At 67.4% G+C, this 26878-nt stretch carries 19 protein-coding genes; 13 read left to right on the top strand and 6 right to left on the bottom strand.

All coding sequences use genetic code 11. The features are described 5' to 3' along the window. Nucleotides 1–29: 29 nt before the first annotated feature. Both AB0N29_RS01700 and AB0N29_RS01705 read right to left on the bottom strand, forming a co-directional pair. Nucleotides 30–1268: a DUF559 domain-containing protein gene (locus AB0N29_RS01700; protein ID WP_364863596.1), complete on the bottom strand. Its 1239-nt coding sequence runs from the start codon at nucleotides 1266–1268 to the stop codon at nucleotides 30–32. Further along, nucleotides 1269–1967 (bottom strand): thermonuclease family protein, encoded by a 699-nt coding sequence (locus AB0N29_RS01705; protein ID WP_364863598.1) that lies wholly within the window; start codon nucleotides 1965–1967, stop codon nucleotides 1269–1271. 699 nt (nucleotides 1968–2666) lie between these two features. Here AB0N29_RS01705 and AB0N29_RS01710 point away from each other — a divergent pair. The 8 genes from AB0N29_RS01710 to AB0N29_RS01745 all read left to right on the top strand — a co-directional run bounded on the left by AB0N29_RS01710 (nucleotide 2667) and on the right by AB0N29_RS01745 (nucleotide 14418). After that, a complete protein-coding gene (locus AB0N29_RS01710) occupies nucleotides 2667–3734 on the top strand; it encodes a hypothetical protein (protein ID WP_364863600.1) in 1068 nt (355 codons plus the stop codon). A gap of 418 nt (nucleotides 3735–4152) precedes the next feature. Beyond that, a complete protein-coding gene (locus AB0N29_RS01715) occupies nucleotides 4153–5199 on the top strand; it encodes a hypothetical protein (RefSeq protein ID WP_364863602.1) in 1047 nt (348 codons plus the stop codon). 222 nt (nucleotides 5200–5421) lie between these two features. Beyond that, entirely contained in the window at nucleotides 5422–5796 is a 375-nt protein-coding gene (locus AB0N29_RS01720; protein WP_364863604.1) for a hypothetical protein, read from the top strand. Nucleotides 5797–6203: 407 nt separating this feature from the next. After that, on the top strand, nucleotides 6204–7673 hold the full coding sequence (locus AB0N29_RS01725; RefSeq protein WP_364863606.1) for a class I SAM-dependent DNA methyltransferase: 1470 nt from the start codon (nucleotides 6204–6206) through the stop codon (nucleotides 7671–7673). Beyond that, on the top strand, nucleotides 7670–8851 hold the full coding sequence (locus AB0N29_RS01730; RefSeq protein WP_364863608.1) for a restriction endonuclease subunit S: 1182 nt from the start codon (nucleotides 7670–7672) through the stop codon (nucleotides 8849–8851). The genes AB0N29_RS01725 and AB0N29_RS01730 overlap by 4 nt, the downstream gene beginning before the upstream one ends. Before the next feature lies 1 nt (nucleotide 8852). After that, nucleotides 8853–9941 carry a hypothetical protein gene (locus AB0N29_RS01735; protein WP_364863610.1) on the top strand — a complete coding sequence of 363 codons (1089 nt, stop codon included), beginning with the start codon at nucleotides 8853–8855 and terminating at the stop codon, nucleotides 9939–9941. 49 nt (nucleotides 9942–9990) lie between these two features. Continuing rightward, nucleotides 9991–10968 (top strand): PT domain-containing protein, encoded by a 978-nt coding sequence (locus AB0N29_RS01740; RefSeq protein WP_364863612.1) that lies wholly within the window; start codon nucleotides 9991–9993, stop codon nucleotides 10966–10968. 78 nt (nucleotides 10969–11046) lie between these two features. Continuing rightward, entirely contained in the window at nucleotides 11047–14418 is a 3372-nt protein-coding gene (locus AB0N29_RS01745) for a DEAD/DEAH box helicase family protein (protein WP_364863614.1), read from the top strand. Nucleotides 14419–14599: 181 nt separating this feature from the next. Here AB0N29_RS01745 and AB0N29_RS01750 read toward each other — a convergent pair whose 3' ends face one another. The 3 genes from AB0N29_RS01750 to AB0N29_RS01760 form a co-directional block, all read right to left on the bottom strand. Next, the gene (locus AB0N29_RS01750; RefSeq protein WP_364863616.1) at nucleotides 14600–17479 is read right to left on the bottom strand and encodes a putative dsRNA-binding protein; all 2880 of its coding nucleotides are present in this window, start codon (nucleotides 17477–17479) and stop codon (nucleotides 14600–14602) included. Nucleotides 17480–17937: 458 nt separating this feature from the next. Continuing rightward, nucleotides 17938–18660 (bottom strand): hypothetical protein, encoded by a 723-nt coding sequence (locus tag AB0N29_RS01755; RefSeq protein WP_364863618.1) that lies wholly within the window; start codon nucleotides 18658–18660, stop codon nucleotides 17938–17940. 204 nt (nucleotides 18661–18864) lie between these two features. Continuing rightward, entirely contained in the window at nucleotides 18865–19977 is a 1113-nt protein-coding gene (locus tag AB0N29_RS01760) for a hypothetical protein (RefSeq protein WP_364863620.1), read from the bottom strand. A 916-nt stretch (nucleotides 19978–20893) separates the two neighbouring features. On the opposite strand from AB0N29_RS01760, the gene AB0N29_RS01765 reads away from it, so the two are divergent. The 4 genes from AB0N29_RS01765 (at nucleotide 20894) to AB0N29_RS01780 (ending at nucleotide 24480) form a co-directional block, all read left to right on the top strand. Beyond that, nucleotides 20894–22033 (top strand): hypothetical protein, encoded by a 1140-nt coding sequence (locus AB0N29_RS01765; protein WP_364863622.1) that lies wholly within the window; start codon nucleotides 20894–20896, stop codon nucleotides 22031–22033. Then, the gene (locus AB0N29_RS01770; protein WP_364863624.1) at nucleotides 21990–22520 is read left to right on the top strand and encodes a hypothetical protein; all 531 of its coding nucleotides are present in this window, start codon (nucleotides 21990–21992) and stop codon (nucleotides 22518–22520) included. The genes AB0N29_RS01765 and AB0N29_RS01770 overlap by 44 nt, the downstream gene beginning before the upstream one ends. A gap of 567 nt (nucleotides 22521–23087) precedes the next feature. Beyond that, complete coding sequence (locus AB0N29_RS01775) at nucleotides 23088–23363, top strand: hypothetical protein (RefSeq protein WP_364863626.1); 276 nt, start codon at nucleotides 23088–23090, stop codon at nucleotides 23361–23363. Nucleotides 23364–23973: 610 nt separating this feature from the next. Continuing rightward, nucleotides 23974–24480, top strand: a complete 507-nt coding sequence (locus tag AB0N29_RS01780) for a hypothetical protein (protein WP_364863628.1) — start codon at nucleotides 23974–23976, stop codon at nucleotides 24478–24480. Nucleotides 24481–24699: 219 nt separating this feature from the next. Here the strand turns inward: AB0N29_RS01780 and AB0N29_RS01785 are convergent, their stop codons facing one another. Further along, nucleotides 24700–25293 carry a DUF6642 family protein gene (locus AB0N29_RS01785; protein ID WP_364865420.1) on the bottom strand — a complete coding sequence of 198 codons (594 nt, stop codon included), beginning with the start codon at nucleotides 25291–25293 and terminating at the stop codon, nucleotides 24700–24702. A gap of 383 nt (nucleotides 25294–25676) precedes the next feature. On the opposite strand from AB0N29_RS01785, the gene AB0N29_RS01790 reads away from it, so the two are divergent. Continuing rightward, on the top strand, nucleotides 25677–26861 hold the full coding sequence (locus tag AB0N29_RS01790) for a tyrosine-type recombinase/integrase (protein WP_364863630.1): 1185 nt from the start codon (nucleotides 25677–25679) through the stop codon (nucleotides 26859–26861). Nucleotides 26862–26878: the final 17 nt, after the last annotated feature.

The following is a 26878-nucleotide window of genomic DNA, read 5'->3' on the forward strand; positions in this document are numbered from 1 at the left end:
CCGCGGTGCGGTCAGTTGTGCGTAGGTGCCTAGACCCGTGACGGCCGGTAGCCGCCGTCCTCGGCGTCCGTGGGGGAGGCGAAGCACTCCTCGGGGGCGGTGGCGTCGTAGTAGCGGTTCCCGGGCCGGTGGTAGATGCGTTCACCGTCGTCGGCGAGGTTGCCTTTGATGGCATGGGACGGCGGGCAGGTGGAACCGGCGGGGTCCACGGACGGGGTCGCTGGGGACTCCGGGTCGGTCCCGAGGTGCCAGAGCGTGGCGGCGAGCGCGAGCAACGCGACGACCGCTGCGGCCACGAGCAGCGACCGGTGGGGCCGCGACCCGGCCGCAGCCTCGGGTGCGAACCCGGATGCGGTACCGGGGGCGGAGCCGGCGGTAGGGCGGCGGTCGGTGCCAGTCGTGCTGGACGGTCCGGCGGGGGAGTCGTGGGCGGGTGACCCGAACTGCGGCGCAGCCGGCGTCGGTCGGGCCGGGTGACTCTGGGCCGCGCGGGTGGCCAGGGCGTCCTCGAGCTGGGTGCGACAGGTGCCGGGTTCCGTGCGGACCTGCTGGTTGGTGAACCGCAGCAACCGCCAGCCCGCGTTGACCAGGTCGTTCTGCCGGGCCGACATGGAGCCCTGACGGGCGGCATCGCCCTCGTTGTGGGTCTTCGTCTTCTGGAAGCCGTCGATCTCGATGCCGAGGCGGGGCTCCCCGGGGCGAAGGATGGCGTAGTCCAGTCGGTACTCGGTGCCAGAAACCCCGGCAGCCGGGTGCTGGACGCGGACGTAGTCCGGGTCCAGACCGCGCACCCGACGAAGGACCTGGTCGAAGAAGTCGAGTTCATAGCTGGAGTCGGCGAGCACCTCCGCGCTCAGCCGAGCAGCCAGCCAGGGGTCGTCCTGCAGCGCCGGGGTCCAGCATCGTGCGCACGGGGCGACGGCACCGCCCAGGCCGCCGAGGTCGACCTGTTCCGCTGCGTGATTGGCGTAGCCCTCGGAGGCCGCCTTCGCGTGCCCGTCGGCGATGCCCGGACAGTCCGGGCTGCGGTGGTAGCGGCCGCCGCGCCTCGTCTTCCACACCAGGGTCACCGGATCACCTCGTTCATCGGCCGCGACGGTAACGACTTGCGGGCGTCGCTGCTGCGAAACGCAAAGACGGGCGCCCAGGCCGTCACCGCATCGGGAGGCCGGTTCCTTGCCTGCCTGCTCGCCCCCGTTTGGTGCTCGATGCTGACCTCGGGTGCGTTCCTGGCGCGCTGAGCGGCGCTCCAGGGCCGCGAAGAGCAACTACTGGCACGCACCCCAGAAACCGAGCTCGGCGTTCTTGGCCGCGGCCTGCGACGCGCGGTACGTCGCCACACGCCGGAACGGCCTCGCGCCGTAGACGTAGACCCGGGTGTGACCGCGCTTGACCTGCAGTCGGTTCACGTCGACTTTCTGTTTCATCACGTACCGCAGCAGCCGGCCGTAGCGGTCCTTGAGGTCCTGGGTCGGGTCAGACACAAGCAGCACGCGGGTGCCGCGCGGGAGGATCTTCTCTGCTGACTTCGACGCGGCCCGCCCGCCGCAGTCCGTACCGCCGTACACCTCGGGGGTGTCGATCCCGATGAGCCGGACCCGGGCTCGCTTGCCGGGGATGAGCTTGACGTCGACGGTGTCGCCATCGACGACCTTGACGACCTCCGCCCTCTGCTCTAACTGGGCGGCCTGCGGCTCGGGCTTGGAACCGTCGTCGACGCCTGTGTCGCTCTGGCTGGTCGAGCAGGGGCAGGGGTTGGACTCGCACGCGCCGCCGTCGCCGTCGGCGTCGAGCCGGTGTGGGTCGTTGCTCGTCGAGCCACCGTTGGCCGCCCAGAAGTCTTGGGCGGCCTTCTGGGTGGCGAAGTCGCCGTAGTCCTTGTCCGCGACCGCGGTGGCAGGAGACACAATGAGCCCGGCAGTGGCCAGGGACAGTGCGAGCAGTAGCTGGACGAGTCGGCGAGTCACGGGTGGAACGCTAGGGCGGGCCACCGAGGCTCCGCGGCCTCACGCCAGCGCCCGCGCGGGTCGGCAGGACGGCAGCGCCTCGACCTCGCCTCGCCTCGCCTCGCCACAAGGTGAGCTGGGCCGTTAGCGACCGATCCGTGGGCGGGACCCGCGGGTGACCTCGCCCTGGCCAGTGACGACGGCCCCGGCCACTCCTGCAGACCGGCATGAACCTGCTGAACGAGGCCCTGCCCTGGTCCTCCCACCCGCTCACAGGTGCCGAAGCGCCGCTCGAAATAGCCGAGCGGGGCCAGCCCTACGTTGACCGTTTCGCCGCTCCAGAGCCGCACCGTCGAGTCTTCGGCACCGCGCTTCTACTGGACCTCCTCGAGGGTTTGCACCCGGAGGTCACTCGCCACGTGGGTCTGGCTGATCAACTCAGCGCCCTCGGTGTCTCACTCGTGCCGCCGCCCCGCGACGGCCTTGCAGTTATTGCTGGACCCCTGGGACTGACGAGGTGCACTCCGATATTTCGTCCGGCCCGCTCTCGGCACGGGACGCTGCGGGCGAGGCCTGCGCTCAACATCTGCGACGGAATGCCGCCACGCGGCAACGCTGCGAACGCGGCCACGTAGGCCCGCAGCGGGGGTGGTGACACGACCCCGAACGGATCAGCGCGTTCGACCCCCGCCTCGCGCTCGATCACGTCATGATCGAGCGGTGAGCACTCTTCTCGCCGACATCGTCGCTAGCCGGCGACTGCAACCCGAGCCGGTGGCCACGGACGCGTTGGTCCATCTGCTCGGACGAAGCCCCGCCGGCCGGATCGCGGTCACCGACCTAGTCGCCACCCTCACCGGCAGCGCTGTGGACCAGCCGCTGACTTTCACGGCACAGGTCGTCACTGCCGACGACCAGGGCCGACCCGACGTCGTGGGATCAGACCACCTCGGGCCGCGGTTGATCCTGGAGGCGAAGTTCGACGCGGAGCTGACCGCGATCCAGCAGACCGACGCCTACGAGCGACGATTGACCGGCGACGCGCCCGGAGCATTGCTGTACCTGGTGCCGGACGACCGGCTCCGAGCGATCTGGGCCGAACTGCTCGCCGGACCTGGCGCGGGACACCAGGCGCCGACCCACGCGGACGGGCCGACGCGGTCGTGTCTCCTGCCCTCGGGCAACACCCTGGCGGCGACGTCCTGGACCCACCTCCTCGCCGTGCTCCGCGAAGCCCTCGGCGTCGCCGGCGATTCCGCCGGGCTCGCCGACCTCGCTCAGATCGACGGGCTGGTTGCCTGGCGCGGACGAGTCGGATGGACACCGGTGGTGCCCGGTGACCTGCCCACACGTTCCGGCCGGCAGCTCAGCGCTCTGGTTCCGGCGCTTCTCGCGGCCGCGCAACAATCCTCGTCCACCAAGGTCCGGAACGGGTCCGGCGATCAGGGGCCCGGACGCTACATCAGCAGTCCGGGCGGACACACGCTCTGGGTCGGGATGTGGCTCTCGTGGTGGGCACGCCACGGGGAGTCCCCCCTGTGGGCACAGATACGCGCCGCGGACGGGACGCCGGTCGACCTGATCGCCGCGCAACTGGCCGGTCTGCCCCGGGTCGTGCCGCGTCCCGAACACGGTGACGTCCTTGTGCCGCTGGTGGTGCCCCCGGGAGCGGAGCTCGAGACGGTCACCGAGCAGCTCACCGGGCAGCTGCGGGACATCACCGCATGCCTAGCAACCGTGCCGACCGCAAGCGTCTCCGCGGCAACTACCCCCGAGCCATCGGAGTAGCACCGGCCCCGCGCTGCGAGAAACGACCGGCCAGCGATGCCGCCCGCCATCTCCTGCCCGGGTGTCGTCCGGCCCCCCGAGGGTTTCGCTCGCCAGGTGCGATCCGGACAGGACTCCACCCCCAGTCCCTTCTACTTGCGATCCGCCCATCCCCACGCACGATCTCGACCTCACCGTCCGACGTGCTTCCTGGAAGGACCACCGGTGCCACCCACCCCGCCCGAGACACAAGGGTGGCGCAGAGCAGTCAGCCAGCCCTCGCGCCGAAACCAATGCTCGAGTCTGCAGCCGACCTACTCGACCGTCGATGCCGCTTGCGTTGCAGCGACGCGTGGCTAGAACGCACGACGCGCCGTCCTCCGACGTGACAGGTCCAGTCGCGGACGGCGCGTCAGCGTTGGGCGATCTGCTAAACCGAGTGGACGCAGGGCCCGCCGCCTTCACCACCTTGATCCGGCTCCGGCCTCTGCAGGCCCACTCCGAGAAGGAACTGGACTCTCGGCTGCGGGGAGTCCAACAGCCGGGCGAGCACTGGTCCTACGTCGCGAGCCGGACGCCCGACGGAGGGGCTGTCGCCTGGGTCGCGCCGACCAACGACGACGGCCCCGACACACCCTGGCGTTTCCCTTACGTCGAGGTGCATCAATCCCTTGCTGCCTGGGTGCTTCTCAACGCCTGGCGCGCCCGCCAGCTGGTCGATGCCGGTTCGAGCCTTCGTGACACCAGTCAGACCATTCCGGCTGCCGCCTGCGTCCGGTCGCTCGCCGAGACCGCCGCCCAGCTGCATACGGACGCTCGGAAGATCGCCACTGCTTGGGACACCGCCAAGCGCTCCGGCCGTCCGGGCCCCGACACCCCGCAGGCCCGCCACCACCGTGACGACCTCCTGGAGGGCCTCAACCAAGCGCTGGTCGGCGCGAAGTTCACCGACCGCGTCCCCGACCTGCAGGAGGCCTACGGCCGGGTCCAGCGCTCCAACGTGCTCAGTGCCATCGACCGGCTCACCCGCTTCTACGGCGCCGACTGGCAACGGGACTACCAGTGGCTGTGCAACGCTGTGCATCCCTCGATCGGCAACTTCCTCGCCTTCTCCTCCCCGGCCCTCGGCCATGACAGCGGCACCCACACGATGTGGCTGCTCGCCGGCATGCCCCTGGAACTGGTCTCCGCGACCGGCAGCGAGAGTGTCCGCACCATCCAGACCGCCATCAACCGGATGCTCGACCGGTCCGCGGCGCTGCTTACCACGACGCTCGACGCCATGATCCGGCTCACCGACGACGTCGGCCTCGTCACCCGGGCCGGCCGCATCTCACCGGACCGTTACTGGCGCGACCACCGGATCGTCGACCGCAAGCAGCCGTGCCCCTGTCGCTCCGGCCGCCGCGCCTCGCGCTGCTATCACGACTGGGGCGACGCCGGCCCCTCGATCCCCGACCCGCCGACGGCCTCCGCAGCCGATTGAGCGCGACCGGACACAGCCCCGGACACTGACGCCGCCCCACGGCGCCGACGTCACCCACGCCGTCGCGACGAGCCGCAGCGCAGCTATTACGTCTCGGCGCTGACCTATGGTGGGCTCCATGGGCACCTCCGCGACATCCGCCCCTCACCGACGGGCCCGCTTCGCTCCTTGACCCAGCCGCGCCGGCTCGACCGAGCCGGATGTCTGTGAAGGAGCAGCGCCATGCCGTACCCCCGTGCTTGGTTCTACTGGGAGCTCGACGTCCGTGGTCGTGAGCAGCTAGCCGACCGGACCGACATAGAGCTCGAGCGCCAGGTGTTCCTGGCGCAGATGATCGATCGCGGACACGAGGCGATGTCTGCTGTTGACGACTATGACGGGCGTGAGTTGGCGCCGCGGCCCCTCGACCCCTCGATCGACGACCTGAATTGGTGCGCGTCGGCGATCGCGACCCTGCTGCTCGCGGCGACCTATGCAGGGCTGGATCTCGCCGCCGTTCTCGCTGAAGCCGAGGCGCAGCGCGAGGCACTGTGGAGCGACGCCCTTGAGTCGGCGGAAGAGATGGCCGATGACCTGCGTCGCCCTAGTGCGGACTGACCGGAAAGCGTGGTTTGCGTTGATGGCCCACCGCGGCCGGGGCGGAGACGGCGGGCCATCCGTGGGCGGCCGGCCGGTCGAGGAGCGAACCCAGTTGCCGGCCGCGATGAGAGAGTCCGCCGGCGGCGGCGGGCGTCTGAGGGTGATCGGATATGAACTCCGATCACCGCTGCCTCTTTGCGAGACGGTGGCGTCTCAATCGACGTCGGCGGGGACGCGGGTTCGATTCACCTCGCGCCGATTGGGAGGCCTTCGCAGAATTGAGCGAAGGATCTTCGCAGAATCGCCGGTTCCGGTGGGTCACCCCGCTAAGAGCCAGCCCTCTTGGACGAGAGCCGCTCCGACATCAGTCGGGGCGGCTCTCGTGTCTGTCCGCGCGCGTCGAAGGTCTCACCTAGAGTGCGCCCGTGATCACCGGAGACCTGAAGAGCAAGATCGACCGCATCTGGGACTCGTTCTGGTCCGGCGGCATCAGCAACCCGCTGGAGGTCATTGAGCAGATCACCTACCTGCTGTTCCTGCGGCGCCTCGACGACCTGCAGACGCGCGCCGAGAAGAAGGCGCGAGTCACCGGAGGCGTCATCGAGGAACCCAAGTTCCTACCCGGTCAGGATCACCTGCGCTGGAGCCGCTTCAAGAACACCGACTCCGACGTCATGTACAAGACCGTCGCCACGGAGGTGTTCCCCTTCCTGCAGAAGTACGGCGCGCAGGTCGGCGGCGACAACTCCACGTACTCGGACCACATGAAGGACGCCCGGTTCACCATCCCGACCCCGGCGCTCCTGTCGAAGGTCGTGGACGCGCTCGACGACATCCCGATGGACGACCGGGACACCAACGGCGACCTGTACGAGTACATGCTCAGCAAGATCGCCACCGCCGGCACTAACGGCCAGTTCCGCACCCCTCGCCACATCATCGAGCTGATGGTGGCCATGACGGCACCGCAACCGGACGACGAGATCTGTGACCCGGCGTGCGGCACGGCCGGCTTCCTGGTCGCCGCCTCGGAGTTTGTTCGTCGTGAGCACCCGGGCACACTGACCGACGCGGCCCAACGCCAGCACTTCCACAAGTCGATGTTCCACGGCTACGACTTCGACAACGTGATGCTGCGCATTGGCTCGATGAACATGCTGCTGCACGGCATCGAGTCGCCCGACATCCGCTACCGCGACTCCCTATCGGAGGGGGCCTCGGAAGATGCCGAGAAGTACACGCTGATCCTTGCGAACCCGCCGTTCGCGGGCTCGCTCGACTACGAGTCCACCGCCAAGGACCTCCAGCGTGTCGCCAAGACTAAGAAGACCGAGCTGCTGTTCCTCGCGCTCTTCCTGCGACTGCTCAAGCCCGGTGGTCGGGCGGCCGTCATCGTGCCCGATGGTGTGCTGTTCGGCTCGTCGAAGGCCCATAAGGATCTGCGACAGGCCCTCGTAGAGGACCAGAAGCTCGATGCGGTTGTGAAGCTCCCGTCGGGGGTATTCAGGCCGTACGCCGGTGTCTCCACCGCGATTCTGTTCTTCACCAAGACCAACTCCGGTGGCACGGAGGACGTCTGGTTCTACGACGTCCAGGCCGATGGGTTCTCGCTCGATGACAAGCGGAACCCAGTCGAGGCCAACGACCTCCCCGAGGTGTTGAGCCGGTGGAAGAACCTCGACGCGGAGCGCGAGCGCACCCGCACGGAGCAGTCCTTCTTTGTCTCCAAGACCGACATCGTCGCGCAAGGCTACGACTTGTCTGTGAACCGCTACAGGGAAGTCGTCCACGACGAGGTCGAGCACCGGACGCCGCTGGTGATTCTCGACGAGATCGAAACCTTGGAACACGAGATCGTGCAGGGGATCGCTGAACTGAAGGCGATGCTGGCATGACGGCCCTAGTGGACGTCTTTCCTGTTCGCTTCGGCGGGTACTGGGGGGCAGATCCCGGAGAGGCGGACTTCGACGCCCGTGCGATCCGCAACGGTGATGTCGGCACCACTGGATCCGTGGCTTGGGCGGACCTGCCGATGCGCGGGTTCACCACTCGCGAGTTGAGTAAGGCTAGGGTGCGAGCCAGAGACATTCTGCTAACCACTTCCGGTAACTGCGGAAACGCGGCTTTCTTGCCAGAAGATCCGGAGGTGCCGACTGTCGCTACGAACTTCGTACGGGTTCTTCGTGTCGACCCCGCAAGGACAGATGCCGGTTACGCCTTCCACTTCCTTAGGACTCGGCGATTCTTGAACGAAATCGCGCCGTTCGTGCGTGGAGCGACCATCAAGAATCTGTCTGTCGAGGCCGCATTCGGGGCTGTGGATATGCCGACGCCGCCCCTTGCGGAGCAGCGCCGCATTGCAGCGATCCTCGACCACGCCGACGCCGTTCGCGCGAAGCGTCGCAAGGTCCTCACCCGTCTCGACGCTCTTGCCCAGTCGAAGTTCCAGAGCCAGTTCGCCGATGTCCCCGCTTCCACCACGGTGGACGAGGTGGCCCTTCCCGTGAAGGGATCCATACGCACTGGTCCGTTCGGAAGCCAGTTACTCCACAGCGAGTTCGTGGACGAGGGAGTGGCCGTGCTCGGGCTCGACAACGTTGTCGGCAATCAGTTCCGGTGGGCTAGCCGCCGGTACATCACTGAGGAGAAGTACGCGAAGCTGGCTCGGTACACCGTTCATCCCGGGGACGTCCTCATCAGCATCATGGGGACGACCGGACGGTGCGTCGTCGTCCCTGACGCGATTCCAACCGCGATCAACACCAAGCACATCTGTGCGGTCACGCCGGACCCCAACCGGGTCGATCCCGAGTTCCTCCGAGCAGTGTTCCTGTGGCACCCAGAGGCGCGGGCGCACCTGCGGCGTCAGACCAAGGGGTCGATCATGGACGGGTTGAACATGGGCATCATCAAGTCGATGCCGGTGCCCCGACCGGGGATCGAAGCCCAAAGGGCCTTCGCGGTGTCAGTATCTGCGATCGCGCAGCAGCAGCAGCGGGTAATGCGTGCTGCCTCTAAGGACGACCAGCTGTTCGCGTCCCTCCAGTCCCGCGCATTCCGAGGGAATCTGTGACATGCCGGTCGAGATGAGGATGTGGCGCATCGACCAAGGCGATCCGAAGCCGTTGACGAGCGCCTTGTTGCCCGACGAGAAGACCCTGGAGGACTTCCTCGAGAAGGATCCTTCGATGCTGGGGGATCGGCTGCTCGTGATCGGCCGGCAGGTGCGCACGCCGTACAACAAGTACATCGACCTGCTCGCCGTCGACGCCGACGGCAACCTCCATGTCCTGGAGCTCAAGAAGGACAAGACGCCGCGCGACGTGATCGCTCAGGTGCTCGACTACGGCTCCTGGCTGAAGACCCTCACACGCGACGAGGTGATCGAGCAGGCTGAGCAGCACCTGTCCCAGCCGTTCGAGGCGGCCTTCGAGGCGGTGTTCGGGCAGGCGCCGCCGGACGAGATCAACGGCGACCTCAACCTCACTGTGGTCGCCACGAATCTGGACAACAGCTCGGAACGGATCGTCGACTACCTGCGTGAGTTCGGCGTCCCGATCAACGCCGTCTTCTTCTCCTATCTCGAGGACGATGGCCGCAGGTACCTGGCGAGGTCGTGGCACGCCTCGCAGGAGGAGTCCACGACCAAGGCCCCCGGTAAGAAGTCGAAGCGGGCCGATTGGAACGGCCGCGACTGGTACGTCAACTTCGGTGACGACGACGAGCGTTCCTGGGAGGACGGGCGCCGCCTCGGATTCATCTCGGCAGGCGGAGGCGCCTGGTACTCCCAAACGCTGCGAGGACTGCCGACCGGTGCCAGGGTCAACGTCTACATCCCGGGTCAAGGCTACGTCGCCGTGGGGGAGACCTTCGCCCCGGCAGCTCGGTTCGATCAGGCGCAGATCCTGATCGACGGCGCGTGGGCGCCGCTCGCCGAGCAGCAGTTGAACGCGCCGTACCGCCACGCGCCCGACGGAGAACTCGAGACCGACGAACTCGCCGAGTGGGTGGTTCCGGTGCGGTGGGTCGAGGCTCGTCCAGCCGACGAGGCGTTCCGCGAGCCAGGCATGTTCGCCAGCCAGCACAGTGCCTGCAAGCTCCGTCAGGAGTACACCTTGAAGCGGCTGGCCGAGCACTTCGATCTGAGCGAGCAAGACGACTGAATGCAGGTTCCGCACTTGATCCCGAGGTATCGACGTCTAGGGTGCGCGAGTGACTGAGGAACCGACCCCGACGCGCGCCCCGGAATGGGGGCCCACCGGGCGCTATACCAGCGGCGATGGCGTCCGCTACCAATTCATGACGGTGAAGGCGATCCGCGGGCGAGAGGGCGCCACCAAGACCAAGTGGCAGAACCAGGGCTGGGAACTCATGGAGGAACGGCCAGGCACCCTGCGTACAGAGCTCAGCTTCCGCAAGGTCAAACCGAAGGGATTCGGGGCATACCTCGCCCAGGGTTACGCGGTCTTCCGGCGCTTCGAGCCGAGGACGCAGAAGATCCTCGTGAGCGGTCTCGGTGGCCTCCTGGCGGTGCTGGTCATTGTCGGCATCGCCGTCGCCGTCGCCGTCGTAGGCGGAGACGATGCGTCTGAGCAGCCTCAGCCGACTGCTGCCAGCGAGAAGTCCTCCGAGACCTCTGAGCCGAGCGCGGCTCCCACCGAGCAGCCCACCGAGCAACCCACCGAGCAGCCCACCGAGCAGCCGACGACGGAGTCAGCCGCCCCAGAGGCTCCCGCTGCCGCGCCTTACTCCTACGCCGGGCCCGCGTACAAGGTCGTGACCATCGACGAGAACCAGACCCCGGCCGCGCTGAGCCAGTACTGGATCGTCACCAAGTCGAGCTTCGACTTCTCCAGCAGGGCCTACAAGAGCCAGGTCAAGGAAATCATCGCCGACATCGCGCATGAACAGGGCACGACAGACTTCCTTGCCGAAGTAGTGACCAACAGAGAGATCGCCCAGGCAGAGTCGCCCTCGACGTACGAGGCGTTCATCGCCCAGCGCGGTATGGATTACGCCATCCGTACGATCCCGGAGCTCGAGGTGCTCGGTTGGGTCGCGAGTTACACCGGCGGCTTCGACCGCGATACCGGAAAGCCCAGCGACGCTGCCTCGGCATACGAGGTTCTCTGGCGGCCCTATGCAACGTCGGAGATCGAAAAGTGGAAGCCCGAGCTGGCCGATGACTGACTCGCAGCGATCCACAGGTCCGGCGCGGACGGTTGCCATTCACGGGCCATTCCGCTCCTACTTCGGCAAGATGGCCGCGTGAGCTCCAGCTTCGACTTCGTCAAGGCCGCGTTGCCCGCCGTCCACGGCGACTGCGCGAAGGCGGAGTCGTATCTGGCCAACGACCCGCGCTCGGCGTGCTTCTACGCGCGCCGGGCGGTGGAGGGCGTGGTCGGCTATCTGTACGACCTGTGGGAGCTGCCGCTGCCCTACACCGATGACCTGGCCGCCCGCATGAACGACGCCGGGTTCAAGCAGCGTGCCGGTGCGGGGATCGTTGCCAAGTTGAACCTGCTCCGCAAGCTCGGCAACACCGCGGTGCACCAGCAGCAGCCGATCGCTCCTGGGGTTGCGTTGGACGCGCTGCGCCAACTGTTCCACGTCATGGTCTGGGCGGGCTTCCACCACTCGCCGGCACGCGACCAGGTGCCGACGCAGGCGCAGTTCAACCCTGCTCTGGCCCCGCAGCAGGCACCACTCAGCGGCACCGAGCTGAAAGCGCTGGCCGCGAAGTTCAAGGCACAGGACGACGCGATCGCCAAGGCGCGGGCCGAGAATGAAGCGCTGGTCGCAAAGCACGAGGCCGAGATCGCGGCACTGCAGGCACAGATCAAGGCCGCCCAGGCGACCAGCCAGAAGGCCGTCGACGACCACGACTACTCCGAGGCCGAGACCCGACGCCTGATCATCGACGTCCTGCTCGCCGAGGCCGGGTGGCCCCTGGACCAGGACCGCGACCGCGAGTACCCGGTGGCCGGAATGCCTAACAACGAGGGCAAGGGGTTCGTCGACTACGTGCTGTGGGGCGCCGACGGGCTGCCGTTGGCGGTGGTGGAGGCCAAGCGCACCACCAAGAGTCCGCAGGTGGGCCAGCAGCAGGCCAAGCTGTACGCCGACTGCCTCGAGAAGCAGTTCGGTCGCCGCCCGGTGATTTTCTACAGCAACGGCTACGGGCACTGGATCTGGGACGACGCCGCTGGCTACCCACCGCGTGAGGTGCAGGGGTTCTACACCCGCGACGAGCTGGAGCTGCTGGTCCAGCGCCGCCAGACCCGCCTCCCGCTGGTGGGCGCGGCCGTGGACGCCTCGATCGTGGAGCGCTACTACCAAACCCGAGCGATCAAGGCCGTGGGCGCGGCGTTCGATGCCAAGCAGCGCGAGGCCTTGTTGGTAATGGCCACCGGCTCGGGCAAGACACGGACCGTGATCGCGCTGACCGACCAGCTGATGAAGGCCAACTGGGTCAAGCGGGTCCTGTTCCTCGCCGACCGCACCGCGCTGGTCAACCAGGCCGTCAACGCCTTCAAGACCCACCTGCCCGGCGCGACCACGGTCAACCTGGTGACCGAGAAGGCCACCGACGGCCGCGTCTACGTCTCCACCTACCCGACAATGCTGAACCTCATCAACAACGTCGAGAACGGCACCCGCCGGTTCGGCCCCGGCAACTTCGACCTCATCGTCATCGACGAGGCCCACCGGTCGGTGTACCAGAAGTACAAGGCCATCTTCGACTGGTTCGACGCCCACCTCGTCGGCCTGACGGCGACGCCGAAGGACGAGGTCGACCACAACACCTACCGGCTCTTCCACCTCGAGGACGGCATCCCCACCGACGCCTACGACCTCGAACAGGCGGTCGAGGACAACTACCTCGTCCCGCCCTTCGGTGTCTCGGTCGGCACCAAGTTCCTACGCCAGGGCATCACCTACGCCGAACTGAGCGAGCAGGAGAAGGACGAGTGGGACGCCCTCGACTGGGGCGACGACGGGCCACCGGACGCAGTCGACTCCGAAGAGCTCAACCGGTTCCTGTTCAACGAGGACACCGTCGACAAAGTCCTTGCCACGCTGATGACCGAAGGGCACAAAGTCGCTGGCGGCGACCGGCTCGGCAAGACCATCATCTTCGCCAAGAACCAACGGCACGCCGAGTTCATCGAGCAACGCTTCAACATCCAGCACCCCGAGTACGGCGGCGAGTTCGCCCGCGTCATCACCCACGCCGCTCCGTACGCGCAGAGCCTCATCGACGCGTTCTCCCAATCCGAGAAGTCGCCACACATCGCGATCAGCGTCGACATGCTCGACACCGGCATCGACGTCCCCGAAGTGTTGAACCTCGTCTTCTTCAAGATGGTGCGCTCGAAGTCGAAGTTCTGGCAGATGATCGGCCGCGGCACCCGCCTGCGCCCGGACATCTTCGGGCCCGGGGAGGACAAGAAGGACTTCTTCGTCTTCGACTTCTGCGGCAACCTCGAGTTCTTCAGCCAGGACCTGCCAGGGACCGAGGGGTCGTCGCAGAAATCCCTAACCCAGCGACTCTTCGAGGCTCGCCTCGGGCTCGTCACCGCCCTGCACACAGCGGGTGCCGCACCCGACCTGCGGGAGTCGACAGCTGGCTGGTTGCACGAGGTCGTGACCGGCATGAACCTCGACAACTTCCTGGTTCGCGCGCACCGCCGCCAGGTCGAGACCTGGTCCGACCGCGATCGCTGGGACGAGCTCTCCCAGGGCGACGCCGCCGAAATCCTCGACCACCTGTCCGGACTTCCGTCGACGGTCCGCGACCCCGACGAGCAAGCGAAGCGGTTCGACCTCCTCGTCCTGCGCAGACAGCTGGCCCAGCTCGACGGCGACGCGGTCGCCGCGGAGCGGATCCGTGAGACCGTACAGGCCATCGCCGCAGCCCTGCTACCGAAGAAGACCATCCCCTCGGTGGCCGAACAGCTGGTGCTTCTTGAGGAGGTCGCCGGCGACGAGTGGTGGGTCGACGTCACCCTGCCGATGCTCGAGGTGATGCGGCTCCGGCTACGCGGCCTCGTCCGGTTCGTCGAGAAGACCCAGCAGAGCCCGGTCTACACCGACTTCGAGGACACCCTCGGCGACGCCACCCCGGTCGAGCTGCCGCAGGTCACCACCGGCATGAACTGGGACCGGTTCCGCGCCAAGGCGCAGGCGTACTTGCACGAACACCAGGACCACATGGCTTTGCAGCGGCTGCGCCGCAACAAGCAGCTGACTGAGGACGACTTGGCGGCTCTGAGCGACATGCTGGTCGCGTCCGCCGGTGACCAACTCGTTGACCTGGCTTGGGTAAACGAGCGCGCCGGTGACCTCGGGCCTTTCATTCGCTCCCTGGTGGGTCTCGACCGCTCTGCCGCGCTCGAGGCGTTCGGTGCATACCTGGATGAGAGCAAGTTCTCGGTCGATCAGGTTCGGTTCGTCAGCCTCATCGTTGACGAGCTCACTGTCAACGGTGCGATGGAACCTGCCCGCCTCTACGAGTCCCCGTACATCGACCACGCCCCGACCGGACCGGACTATTTGTTTCCCGACGCCGAGGTCGACGGCATCATCGACATCCTGCGCGGGATCACTGCGACTGCTTCGGGTCCGGGCGCGGCATAGGCAACCCGGTCTTCAGCCGTTCCGCTCTGAAGTTGTGAAGCTGCTGTCAACGCCGCTGCGGCGGGACGGTCAGGCGGCGTCGGGCACGGCTCGGACGTCCCCACCCATCACGTGCCGGTTGAGCTGCGTGCCGGGGCGAGCTGACCACGTGACGGTCGATTCCGCGCGAGCAGGGCGAACGTCAGGTCGACCGCAGTGCTGCGTCGACCCCCAGAAGGGCGGTCGCCACCGCGGAGTCGTCAGTCGTGGTGGTCCTGGCGTTCGTGGCGGTCGCGTCTGCAGCTCCGAGTAACTCGCTGAGCGCGTGTCGAGCCTCGCTCAGCCAGGGATCGGTCCAGGAGGATTCCAGCGCATGAAAGGCTCTGGTCGCGATGGGGTCCTGCGCCCTGGGCGGGGTGGAGAGCGTCAGGGCGACGGTGTCGCCTTCGCGCACCCAGGAGGTGCCGGACACGACCGCCTCGACGGTGTCGACCAGCGGGGCGACCGCGGAGGACAGGTCACGTTCGGCGACGCGAATGGTCAGCGTCTTTCCGTTCTGGCCGGTTGTCAGGGTGCTTTCGGCGCTCGAACCGCTTGTCGAGGCGATGACGGCGGTCTGTTGCTGCACGAAGGCGATGGCGGCGTCGGGGGCGTTTCGCTGCCAGACCACCGCCCCGAGCAGGTCCTCGATCAGCGCCAGGCGCGCAACGCCGGGGCCGGCCAGCCAGGCGCTGATGGCGGCCATGTGGGCTGGGTCGTCATGCGGGTGGAGTCGAGGAAGCAGGGACTTGATCAATCTGCGGATCTGTTGCCGCCGCAGGTGGGTGAGCGCGGCGGTGTAATAGTCGCCGACCCGGGTGAGCACGCCTGACGCGCTGCCGCTCAGCACGCGGGAACGGGCGGTGGCCCACTGACCGAAGCTGGAGTAGTCGCCCGAGATCAGCCGGTCCAGGCCCATGCGCCCAGCGAGCAGGTCGCGATCGGCTGTCGGGCCTTCCGGTGTCACTGCGCGCAGTTCAGCGCGGAGACAGGCGCGGAGCACGTCGGTCTCCTCCGTCGACAGCTCCGCGACCTGTTCGCCCGAAAGCAGCCGGAGCAGCCGACCGGCGGCGGCGTGTTTGGCGGCGGTCTTGGAGGTGCACCACCCGCCGGCCAGCACCGCCGACGGGTCATTCGCGAGGGTCACCTGTGCCTGGAACTGTCGTTGGTGCTCCGCGCCTCGGCTGCGGAACTCGTAGACGAACTCGACCCGGTGCGTGGCGCCGTATTCCTGAAGCATGGTGGTGGGATCGCGGCGGGGAACGAAGGAGCGCACCCAGTCCTCGAGTTGGGCGAATTGCCGATGTGCCAGTCGGCCCGGTTGAGCCCGCCACGCGGCGGCCGCGAGCGCCTGGATGACATCGGACTTCACCTCGGTTGAGACCCCCATGCCGCGGGAGCGGAGCACGGCGTCGGTGAGGCCGAGGTGGTCGAAGAGGTCGGCCAGCTTGGCTTCGGTGACGACGGTCGCGGTCAGGTCGGCCATCGGCACGGTGGCAGGGGAGCTGAGCGCGATCAGCGCGTGGTGGTGGTGGACCAGGGTGCGGACGAGCTCGGAGCCCTCGGTCGCCAGTACGCCGTAGTCGCGTTGATCCGACCGCTCGACTGCTGCCCGGTTGTCGTACGCCCAGGACCGGTGGGTGAGTGCCTGCGTGAACAGGCCGGGCGCGTCCGTCTCGAAGGCAGACATCGCCCACTGGACGGCCTCGAGATGGGCAGCGGGGCAGGTTGGGTAGAGCTGCGGGGCTGCGGCCGCGGACGCTGGGGGCCGTGCCGCGGGAATCAGGTGCGGGGCATGCTCGGTGACCCAGGCTCGCAGTGCCGTCATCCGCGCCGCCTTTGCTGACCTGGCGGTGCCCGACGCCATCTGGCCGCCGGCGGTGACCGTCACTGTGAAGGTCCGCAGGTGGTCAGGGCCGGCTTCGCTGCGACTCACTCGTGGGTCGGTTTGGGTTGCCGCTCGTACGAGGGCTCCCCAGTCCGGCTCGGGTTCGCTGGCGCGGAAGTCGGATGCACGCAGAAGCGCTGTCGCTGGGGCCGTGGAGGCCGTCACCATTGAGAGTGCGCCCACGATCTGCATGGCGACGTCCCCGGCACTGCGGCTCGTGCCCGCTTCGGCGGCGACCCGTTCGCCCCGCCCGTACCAGCCGCCGCCGTGCTGCCGCAACCAGTTAGCAATCCCGTGTCGAGCACGGGCGTCCTGGGCGAGGATGTGGGAGAGCTCGGCGTTGGAGGCGAAGTCGGCCCGGAGTGTGGGCACGTACTCGACCATCGCCAGGCGCATCCAGTTGCGGCCGAGTGTTTGCAGGATGCGCAGGGCTCCTGGACTGAGCCGCTCGTCGGGGACCGACTCGTGGACGTAGCTGGTGTGGAGCGACGCCCATCGCAGCCATTGGCGCGCGGGGGCATCGAGTTCGAGTCCGCACTCCCGCAGAGCCGATTCGAGACTCGGTGGCAACTCTGGCAGCCACGGCGACTCGGGCGCGTGAGGATAGGACTCGCGCCACCCGGTGTCGCGGATCTCCACCGGCGGTCGCCGCCTATGGCTTCGGGCCGGTGCCTGAGGGGGGCGCGGCCCGGAGATACGCGGATCGGATGGTGGTATTGGCCGTCGCAGCGTCGGCTGCCCAGACTTGAGCACGCGTCGGGTCGCTTGCGGCTGCGGTGAACGCGTCAGTGCCCCGGGTGGAGCTTGTTTGCGGGAGCCGGTGAGCGACTGCTTCCTGGGGGGCTCAGGTAGCTCGCGGATCAGCCACTCGCGCAGGCGTGGTTGACCACCACCGCGCACCGCTCGTTCGACCTGAAGACATTCGGCGGCCCGCGCGGCGTCGCCTGCGAGCAGGTACCGCGTCCGGATCCTGGGCAGCACCTTCAGCATCGTCGAGGCCGGCAGGGATCGGCCGTCGCCGAGCACGATCGACCGGTCGCCCGCGCGGGCATGCAGACGCTCGGCCATCTTGTGTAGCGGCTCAGGCACCAGCGAAGGAGAGGAGCGGAACGCGACGACGCCGACCCACCGGGCACCGAAGCTATATGCGGTCACGTCTACCTCCTCAATCTCGTGCTGAGGTGTATCAGCCACACCTCTGCGTGTCAGCGAATCGCGAAGAACGGCACCCGGAGCATGCCGGACGCCGCTGGTGGATGCTGAACGTCCCGCTGGTCCGCCGGCCGACGACGCGTGCTGGCCCTGAGATGTCGCCCGGCTCATGTCCCTCGGAGATTGGGGGCCGCCCAAGCTCGAAACGGGCCCGGCCGGTGATCGGATGGGTTCTCCGATCACCCCCGTCCATCCTTGCGGCACTGGCAGTTAACCCCCGACTGCTTCTGAGCCGGTCTGGGTTCAGGGACACGTCCGTTGCGTGCGCTAGGGCGCCCCGGAGTCAAGGTCCGGGCCTTCGTGGACGGGCGGGGGCGGAGGCGTGAGCGTATGTGCGGTACCCCGCGGGGTGGGTTCACGTGCGTTCCAGCCGCGGCGGTAGCCCGGGGTTACACGGCGTGCTAGGCCAGGTGCAGTCGTTCCAACAGCCGGCGCAACTCTGAGGCTGGGTAGACGTCGTCCGTGTCGCCGTGAGGAAAAATGTTGTCTCGCGACGGGTCGACTCGCATCCAGACTTGCGTCGGGGTGTGGGAGGCGATGAATGCACGAGGGGATGCGAGCGCCCCAGTCTCACGTCGCTCATAATTCGGGGAGTAGGGAACGTCGACGGTGCGACAGACGTCCAACGTCCCATCGGGATGGACACGAAGCACCAGCAGCAAGGTGAACGGTCCGGTACCCAACGGCTCCTCATTGGCGAGGTCGGCCCGCCAGCGTGGCTGGTAGGGCCAGATCGCGCCCCCACCCGGCTTGAAGTTAGCGGCGGTACCGCGGGGTCGCCGCTCCCGCAACTCGGCATACTGCTGAGACTCCGCCGCGACTGTCTGGGCCTCGTCCGCGGAGAGCGGATAACCGGCGCGGCCGACCGTGTCCAGCACGCGCTCGATGAGCTCGTCGTCGCCAGAGTCGACGGCGTCATCGATGCGTCCGAAGTCCCCGGTAGAACCCGGCAACTCGCTCTCGGCGGCGCCGTTGGCGATCTGCATGATGGCGGATCGCAGGAAGTCTCGGTCCTCCGCCGCAAGGTCCACCAAATCGTGGGCGCCGTAGAGACGCTCGAGCAACGCGTCCTGCTCTCGCGCCTCGAGGTCTCGGAAGGCCGGCGCGTAGGGCAGCAGCGACATCCGGTGCTGGTATCTCTCGGTGGGCATCGTGCTCCTCTCACTGGCTGGGGTCCGCGAGGTTCAGGGTCTAGCTCGGCCGAGCTGTACCCGGCGTAGGCGGCCGGCGGTCGCCGCGCTACTACTACCCCTTGCCTCGACGTGTCGCCGAGCAAGGACATCCGTCGGGACGGACAGGGCCGTGTTCGGACGCGGGTGGAGGACTCGTCATTCGGTGTCGTCAAGCGCCCCGGGAACGGCGTCTTCCTCGTACACGTCGAAGGCGGTTCGTGACGGCGCGAGCGCAAGGAGGTCCTGGAAGAAGCCGCGGGTGCCCTTGCCCCAGTTGCTGTGAAGCACCCAGCTGTCCCCATCGATAACGATCGGATCGTCGAGGTGCCACCGCTTCGGGTCGGGCTTGCCGAGCTGCGCCTGCATGGCCTGCCACAAGTCCTCCGGGCTCGCGTAGACACCCCGAACCTTGACCGTCTTGCTGGCGGGGAGCACGGCCCGGACGGCGTCCATCGGGACCCCGGCCTCGACCAGGCCGGTGACGAGACGGAGAATCGCCCACCGCTTTGGCAGCGGCTCGGTCGTCGACGTGGGTGTGCGCACGATGAACTTGGTGGTGTCTGAGGTGCCGATCCCCTTCGCCTGCCGAGCAGCGACCTCCTTCTCCCGCACTCGCACCGTGTACGAGGACGCCTCCGGCAGGGGGATCACTTGCTGCACATCGAGCAGCAGGCGCTCCCCGAGCTCGTAGGGGCTCAGCCGGACGCACCGGATGTCAAAGCCGTGAAACTCGTTCAGCCACAGCACGGTCGTGGTGATCTCCTGGCTGAAGTTCTCGGAGGCCAGCACGATCCCCACCTCCCGCGCGATCGCCGGGTTGGCGTCACTATCGGACTCCAACCACTCGACCAGGTCAGACTCGGCGGTCTCCTCTGAGTGGTCACTCAAGCCGCGCAACGATCGATACCTCGCCAGCGTGCGGACGACCTGATCGAAGGTCATCGTCGACACCATCGCCGCGTACCGAAGCGCTTGTAGCTCCATGTGGCCGCCATCGGCGGTGCGCTTCAGTTCCACCACCACCAGACGCGCGTCGCGACCCAGGCACAACAGGTCAATGCGGCGGTTCGCGCCCTCGAAATCGCCGAACTCTTCACCGATCACCATCAGGTCCGGCCCGAGAAGCTCGATGTGGTCCCGCAGCGCGGCCTGCAAGTGACTGCGTTCCTGGATGCCCTGGTCGGCGAACGTGGTGCGGCGTACCTCGGCCAGCGCATCGGAAGGCATCGGCACGTCGTCTCGAACCTTCGTCATGTCGAACAGAGGCATGTGCAGGCTCCTTGCCTGGCCGGGCGGCGATCCGCGCAAGCGTGGCACAGCACCGGACGAGCAAGCGGCGAATCGGAGCGGATGAGCGCCCGCCGGAACGGTTCGGTCGCCTCAGAGCACCTCATCGAAGCCGTCCCGAACCGATGGTCGGGAGCGGCGGAATCGCGCCGCAGGCCCCCTTCTAACAGCGAATGACGTCGTCCTCGACCGACGAACGATCGGGTACCCCCAGCGCGTCCCCACCGATGGTCCGAGGGGGCTTTCACTCGCACAGAGGGTCAGGGATTCGCAGCGACTGAAGCGTCCACCCAACGGCGTGAGCGCACGAGGAGCCGTCGGCGCTTCGCGGACGGAAGGCGCCCAAGCCACCAAAGCGTCGGGCGTGACCGCAACGCGGCGCGTCTACTCCTTCGAGGTAGCGCGCACCAGCGCTTGGGCGTTCCGACGCAGTCGCCACTTCGTGAGCTCCCAGCAGACCCCGAAGGCGACGATGGCAGCAGCGGTGGGCCGCCAGTCGTCCACGCCCCGCCCGAGGAAGCCAGCGCTGAGCACGCCGAAAAGAATCAGAACTTCCCACCAACGACCGGCTGGGTACCGCTCCCGGATGTGCACGTTCTCGGCGTGAGCGTCCATCGGCACAACCCGAAGTCTGAGCAGCCACGGGGTTCGGTACAGGCGGCGGCGGGGCTACGCCGCGCAGGGCGAGCCGGTAAAGGAAATGTGTTTCGTCACCATCTCGCTGGGGGATGAGGTGGAAGTTTGGCGCCTATCTCGGGGAGTCATCGTGCGCACACACCCTCTTCGCACTCGGCCGAGTGCTCTAGTTGCGGCAGTTGTTCTGCTCGCCGCTGGCCTCAACACGTCGACCGAGTCTGCAACGGCAGCCGTCGACGAGGACCCAGCCGCGATCACGGGGGTGCTGCGCGACGACGGCAGCCCTACCGCAGGCTTCGTCTGGTACTCCGTCGCGGAGGCCGGGCCCGCTCGAGGCGCCAAGCCGGGGACAGCCTTCGACGCGGTGGAGGGCCTCGTTGCGGTGGGCGCCGACGGCGCCTACGCGATTCGCCTCAACCCGGAGGAGTTGGCACCGCCATATTGGCTTCCGGGGAACCGCATCTTGGTCAACATGGTCGCCGAAGTCGACGGTGAGCAAATGCAGTGGGGTACCACCGTGGACCTCTCGCGGACAGCTTCGACAGCGCCCTGGGTGGCGGGGCGCACCACCCCCTCCGCGCCGGCGCAGCCATTGGCACTCGACTTCGACTTCGGAGCCAAGGAAGGTACTGCGGCGCAGCGTTCCATCGCAGGGGACGCCGTCCCGCTCGCAACTGGAGCCGCTATGAAGGCGCCTGCTAGCGCGAGCCTGGCTCACCGGGCTCCCGGCACCTGCACGAACACCTACGGCAAAAAGACTAAGCCGTTGGAGAAGTTCATGCGGGTGATGAACTGGGCCGGGGCTCCCGCTGACGTGACCCAAGGTACTGAGTCCACTCACTCGCTCGGAATCGGCACCACGAGCTCGTTCGCTGGCGGTGTGTGGAAAGCAGGCGGACAGATGGCCGTCACCTCGAACATCGACGAGACCATCCACGACGTGGTCAGTAAGTGGATCATGAACAAAGTCAACTACCAAGACCGAATCTACACGTGCAGTGATGGTCGAGGCCACACCACCAAGTACACCTACCGCGAGGGCCGCGGGGTCAACACCGCTTTCGACAAGATGCCGAAACTGGGCACTTATGAGAAGCTCACTAGACACTGCAAGCTTCGAGAGCCGGGTTATGAGTTGACTAAGAAGAAGGCGGTCAATGAGACAGTGACCGCTGGGGTGGATCTGGGGCCGATCAACGTCAATGCCCAATCAGGTTGGAACGAGGGAACTCGGTTCTTCGTTGAAACGACTCGTAAGTCATGGGTTTGCTGGAGCAATGGAGAGGGCATTGGCGCTTCGAGCATCGTGCAGTTCAGGAAGAACCGGTTCCGTACCGAGCCGTGTGGTCGGAACGGCGGTGTCGGGGCTCGTTGTCGCCCTTCTGGTGAGCGGATGCAGTGAGTCCGACGGCGGCGAGAAGCAGGACGGAGCTCCGTATCTCGTGGTCCCTGTTCCCGACGACGAGCTCGATGTCATTAAGGAAGCCGACACCTCGGTCGGGGCTGGCCAGCTGTACTCATTCGTGTCTAGATACCTGTGCCTGACCGAGCCCGGAATGGCAACGATCACCGGTGCGGAGTTCGACCCAGCCTCTAGGGGGTTGAAGATCATTGACGTGCGCGTGCGGCGGCCCGTGGACGGCGGGTACGGGTCGTTCAAGGGTCCCCTCGATAGCAAGCAGATGGGGTTCACGGCGGACGACTACAGCACCGATACGGTCTGCGCTGCCGACGGCGGAACCGACGACCCGGCCTGGGATGAAACCGGAGTGACTGTCCGGCGAACCAGCGGCACCCCAGGCAAGGCGTCCAAGATCCGCTACTTCTACGAGTTCAAGGGGGAGTCCTACAGGACCCCCTGGTACCGGAGTCACTGGACCATCGGCTGAGTGGAAGGGGCGGCCGGGTTCAGGAAACGGCGGAGCCCGGGATGCGCCGTTGCGGAACGGGGCACGCCGGAGCTGGTGATCGCCCCTTTCGGGGCGGTACCTGTGGCCGTCCCGAGTTGGCGGCGCAACTCGCGGCTGAGGGGGAAGGCGCAATGTCTGACTGCAGCGACTCCGGCCCCTTCTTAGGCGAGCCGATTGACTTCTGCAGCCGAGCCGACGCACGGCGGGACGGGTGGCTGCGCGACTACAGCGAGTGGCTAGGGAGGGCGGGTTCAGAGTCCCCGCGGCCGTCACCCTCGCCGTACATCAGAGGTGCATCGAGTGGCCCGACAGCCAAGACGCTAGCCAGGACGAGGTGGGCGGCGCATGGGAGGTGGGTGCTCCATATGGCCTCAATGAAACCAGTCCTTTGTCGGTTGCGGCTCGGCGGGCGCACGGGTCGCTGATGTGTTGGCGCCTCGGTTCATGCCGTGGCTATTGATGCCGTCGTCGGCGCACCCTGGTAGTCGGCGTGCGCAATCTACGAAACGCCTGCGGGCGGAGGATCGCAGATGCGAGCGTTGTTGTATGGAGGAGCAGCACCGCCCGGGCCCGCCGCCGCAATACAGCCCCGACGGGCGGTGGTGGTGGAACGGGAGTCATTGGGTCCCGGCACCACCAAGCACCCCACCGACTACCTCGCCCGGCAAACAACCGCTGACGGCGAAGCAACTCGTAGGCATCATCATCGGCGTCGCAGTTGTCGTGTTCGCCGGTGTCACGATTCATCAAGACGAGCAGCGGCAGGACCAAGTCGGCGACGACTTGGACCGCATCCTGTGCGAGGACTACGACTCCTGCTGAGGCGAGCCGCCCACCCCGAGCAGCACGAGGGCGCATCCGGACTCGTCGCGGTGAGATAGTCGAGACCCAGCCTCGAGAAGGAGTTCACCCAGGCGATCGCCCCATGGCACATGCGCGCACTCGGGCCGGAGTGCCCTCACTGCGGCATGTCCGTCGCCGCTCCTCGATCGCCGTGCCCGTCCATCAGGAACAGCCCTGAGCCGAAGTTCGCGTCGGCTCCCGTCGCCCCCGCGAGTACGCGCGACGCGACGCCTAGCGAGCGACTCGTCCGCCGCGGGACGGGCGTCACCGACGATCGGACACGTTCTCCGATCACCTCACCCGGGCGCTGACGCCCTCCAGGTGACGCCTACGCGACCCACGTGCCCAGCGACCGTCCGACCGGTTCGACCCCGCCCCGGGGGACCGGACCGCGTCGAAGGCGCCAGGCCCGGAGGAAGGTAGTGATCAGGCGTGCTGGCCGGGGTACGTCTCCCTGGTCGACCGACGGGAACCGGCGGGAGGCAGGGCGCGGATGTGTGCCGCAGCCCGACCTTGAGTTCCCGCACCGATTAGCACCCTTGGGAGATCGACGATGACGAAGCGGAGAGCAGCAGCTGTGGTGGGTCTGATGACCGGCGCCGTGACCTGGGTGACGGCGGGCACCGCCGCCGCGGAGACCACGACGTTCCGCGACGGTCCCGGCAAGGATCGCCAGGGCCCCGCGAACTCTCTGGCGTGGGTGCGTGTGCAGTACGCCGAGAAGCCGAGGGTGGTCTGGACGCTGAAGGTGGAGAAGCTGGTCAAGAACAACACCCGCGCCTTCGCCACCATCTACTGGCCCGACGACTCGACGATCCGCCTGGAGACCAAGCACAAGAACGGCACGTTGAAGGTGAAGGGCTACGACTCCGCCACCGAGACCACCTTCCGGGACGGGCTCACGGCGCGGTGGAACTACCAGCGGGACACGGTGACCTTCGTGCTCACCAGCCACCTCCGACCCTGGAACGAGCGCGCCGTCTTCGACGGGTTCACCGTGATGAAGGGTGCCTTCCACGGACCCCACTGCGAACCGGCGCCGGCCACCGGCACCTGCAACGACGACTGGGCCACCGGACGGGTCGAGAAGGGCTGAGCCCCCGCGTATCCGCCGCACGGCTCGAGGACGCGTGGGCGGACCTGGTCGGGGGACTCCCGCCTTGGTCTGGCGGGCATCAGTGAGATTCGCGCGGTCCGAGAGCGCCGTTCGACCGCGGGGCGATCGCCGGTCCGGACACCGATGCCCGGGTTGCGGTCGGACTGGTCGGTCCGCAGCCGGATGCCTGGAGCCGGTGCCCTGGGTGGGCCCGGCCCTTCAGCGCGAGGCGCCGCTCATCAACGCCCGGTCGGAGGCCCAGGTGGCGTGCGCCATCCGCAGTCCGAGGCGTTCGGTCATCTGGTTGTGCTCGCGGCGCAGGCGGTCGTAGGCCGACTTGATCCGCGAGGCGTGGAGCAGGTCGGTCAGCATGAGGATCTCGAACGCTGCAGACTCGGCCCAGGAGACGTCCTTGGTGTAGCCCACGATCCCGCGAGCGCCGGTGCGCGCGCAGAAGCCCATCAGGACCTCGTCGTCGACCGCCAGGGTGGAGCACGACCCGAAGTAGAGGATGCGGTTCTGGCAACGCCCGTCGAGGGTGTCCGCAAATTGCTCGAGGGTGATCTCTTCCTGCTCGCTGAGGTGGAGCGTGCGGCGCGACCCGTGGAATCCGAGGTAACCGATGGGGAAGTGGGCCATGTCGCGGGTGAGCCACCGGTCCAAGTAGTGGTCCAGCTCCGCACGTGTCGCCACGTCGCGGTGGACGTAGGGCAGTTCGCCGCAGTTGCTCAGCAGTTCGAGCACTGGTTCCACGCTCCGACGGCTTTGGACGTCGCGGTCCCAGTCACCCTCCAGGCAGAACACTCCCCGCATTTGCGACGCCACGGTCCGCAGTCTGCCGCCATCCGCGCCGGCAGGCAGCGGAACTCGCCATTCAGCCCGACCGGGGACGTCGGTCTGCTCGTCGAATCGGCGCAAGCTAACCCGGCCCGATTCTCGTCAATGACTGCAATATGGGCGACGATCTATTGTTTGGTGCCGTTGGATTTGGGATAATGGAGGTGTCGCTCAGGAGACGTGTGCCCGTGTCAATTAATGGCCCTGACTGAGCGTCGAGGGCGACCGTCGTCGCCCATTCCGATAGCCCGTTTCGACCCTTCGGTCGGAACGGGCTTTTTGTTTTCTCTAAAGGAGGCAGTCGAATGTCTGCAGACAATCGCGACGCCGCGGGTCGGCGTCCGTCACGGGATCTGACCGTGGGGGAGTACCTCGTCAGGTGGCTGCACGGCAAGCACGCGCTGCGGCCCTCGACGCACGCCGCCTATGCCATCCACGTGCGGCGCTACCTGGCTCCGCATCTGGGGCACCTGCTGCTGACCGACCTGACGCCCGAGGACATCGAGCAGATGTACCGCGCGCTCAGTACCGACCCACCACTTCCCGAAGCCGCGGGGGGACTTAGACCGGCCTCGGTGTTGTCGCCATCCTCGTTGCAGCGGATCCACGCCACCTTGATGAGCGCGCTGAGCACCGCGGTGCGGCGCGGCCTGATCAACCGCAACCCCGCCGCGACCATCGAACTGCCCCGCCCCACCAGGCCCCGCGTGCGGACCTGGAACTCCGAGGAGGTCGCCCGGTTCCTGCGAGCGATCAGCGGCGACGAACTCTGCGTCCTTTACCGGCTTCTTGCGGTCACCGGACTGCGCCGTGGAGAGGCGGTCGCCCTCCGGTGGGGGGACGTCGATCTCAACAGCGGTGCGTTGGGTGTCGAGCGGTCCGCGGTACGGACCGGCAACCAGATCCACCTCGGGCCACCGAAGTCGGTGCATGGGGTGCGGACGGTCGCTCTCGACGATGAGACCGCCCGGCAGCTGCACTGGCACGCCACCCGCCAGCACCTGACCGCCGTCCGCGGGCAGCGACCGACCGACGCCGCTCGCCCCGACCAAGACGCCACCGCCACCCCTGACGCGGCCACCCCTGACGCCGCCACCCCTGACGCCGCCACCCCTCACGCAGTCGACGGTGCCGAGCGGCTGGTCTTTCCCGGCCAGGACGGAGCCGTGCTTGATCCGGCGTACGTCTCGCGATATTTCGATCGCCTGATCCGGCGCCACGGCCTTCCTCGCATCCGACTGCACGACCTGCGGCATACCTCCGCCTCGCTGGGGCTCGAGGCGGGGGAGTCGCTGCTGGAGGTGAGCCGCCGGCTCGGGCACAGCAGCATCGTCATCACCGCCGACGTGTACAGCCACGTCAGTCCCGTGGTGGCCAAGGAGGCCAGCGAACGCCTGGCGAACCTGCTGGACCGGGCGCCTCGTACGCCGGATCGATCTCCCGCGGCCAGTGCTCCGCTCCTGCGGAGGCGCCAGGGGGATCCGCGGGCCGCCGGGCCGGTACTCCGCGAGCTCGGCGGTGGTGGAGCGGAGGGACCGCGATGACCATCGCAGTCAGGATC

The organism is Nocardioides sp. NPDC092400 (genome assembly GCF_040684155.1).
In the GTDB taxonomy this organism is placed as follows: domain Bacteria; phylum Actinomycetota; class Actinomycetes; order Propionibacteriales; family Nocardioidaceae; genus Nocardioides.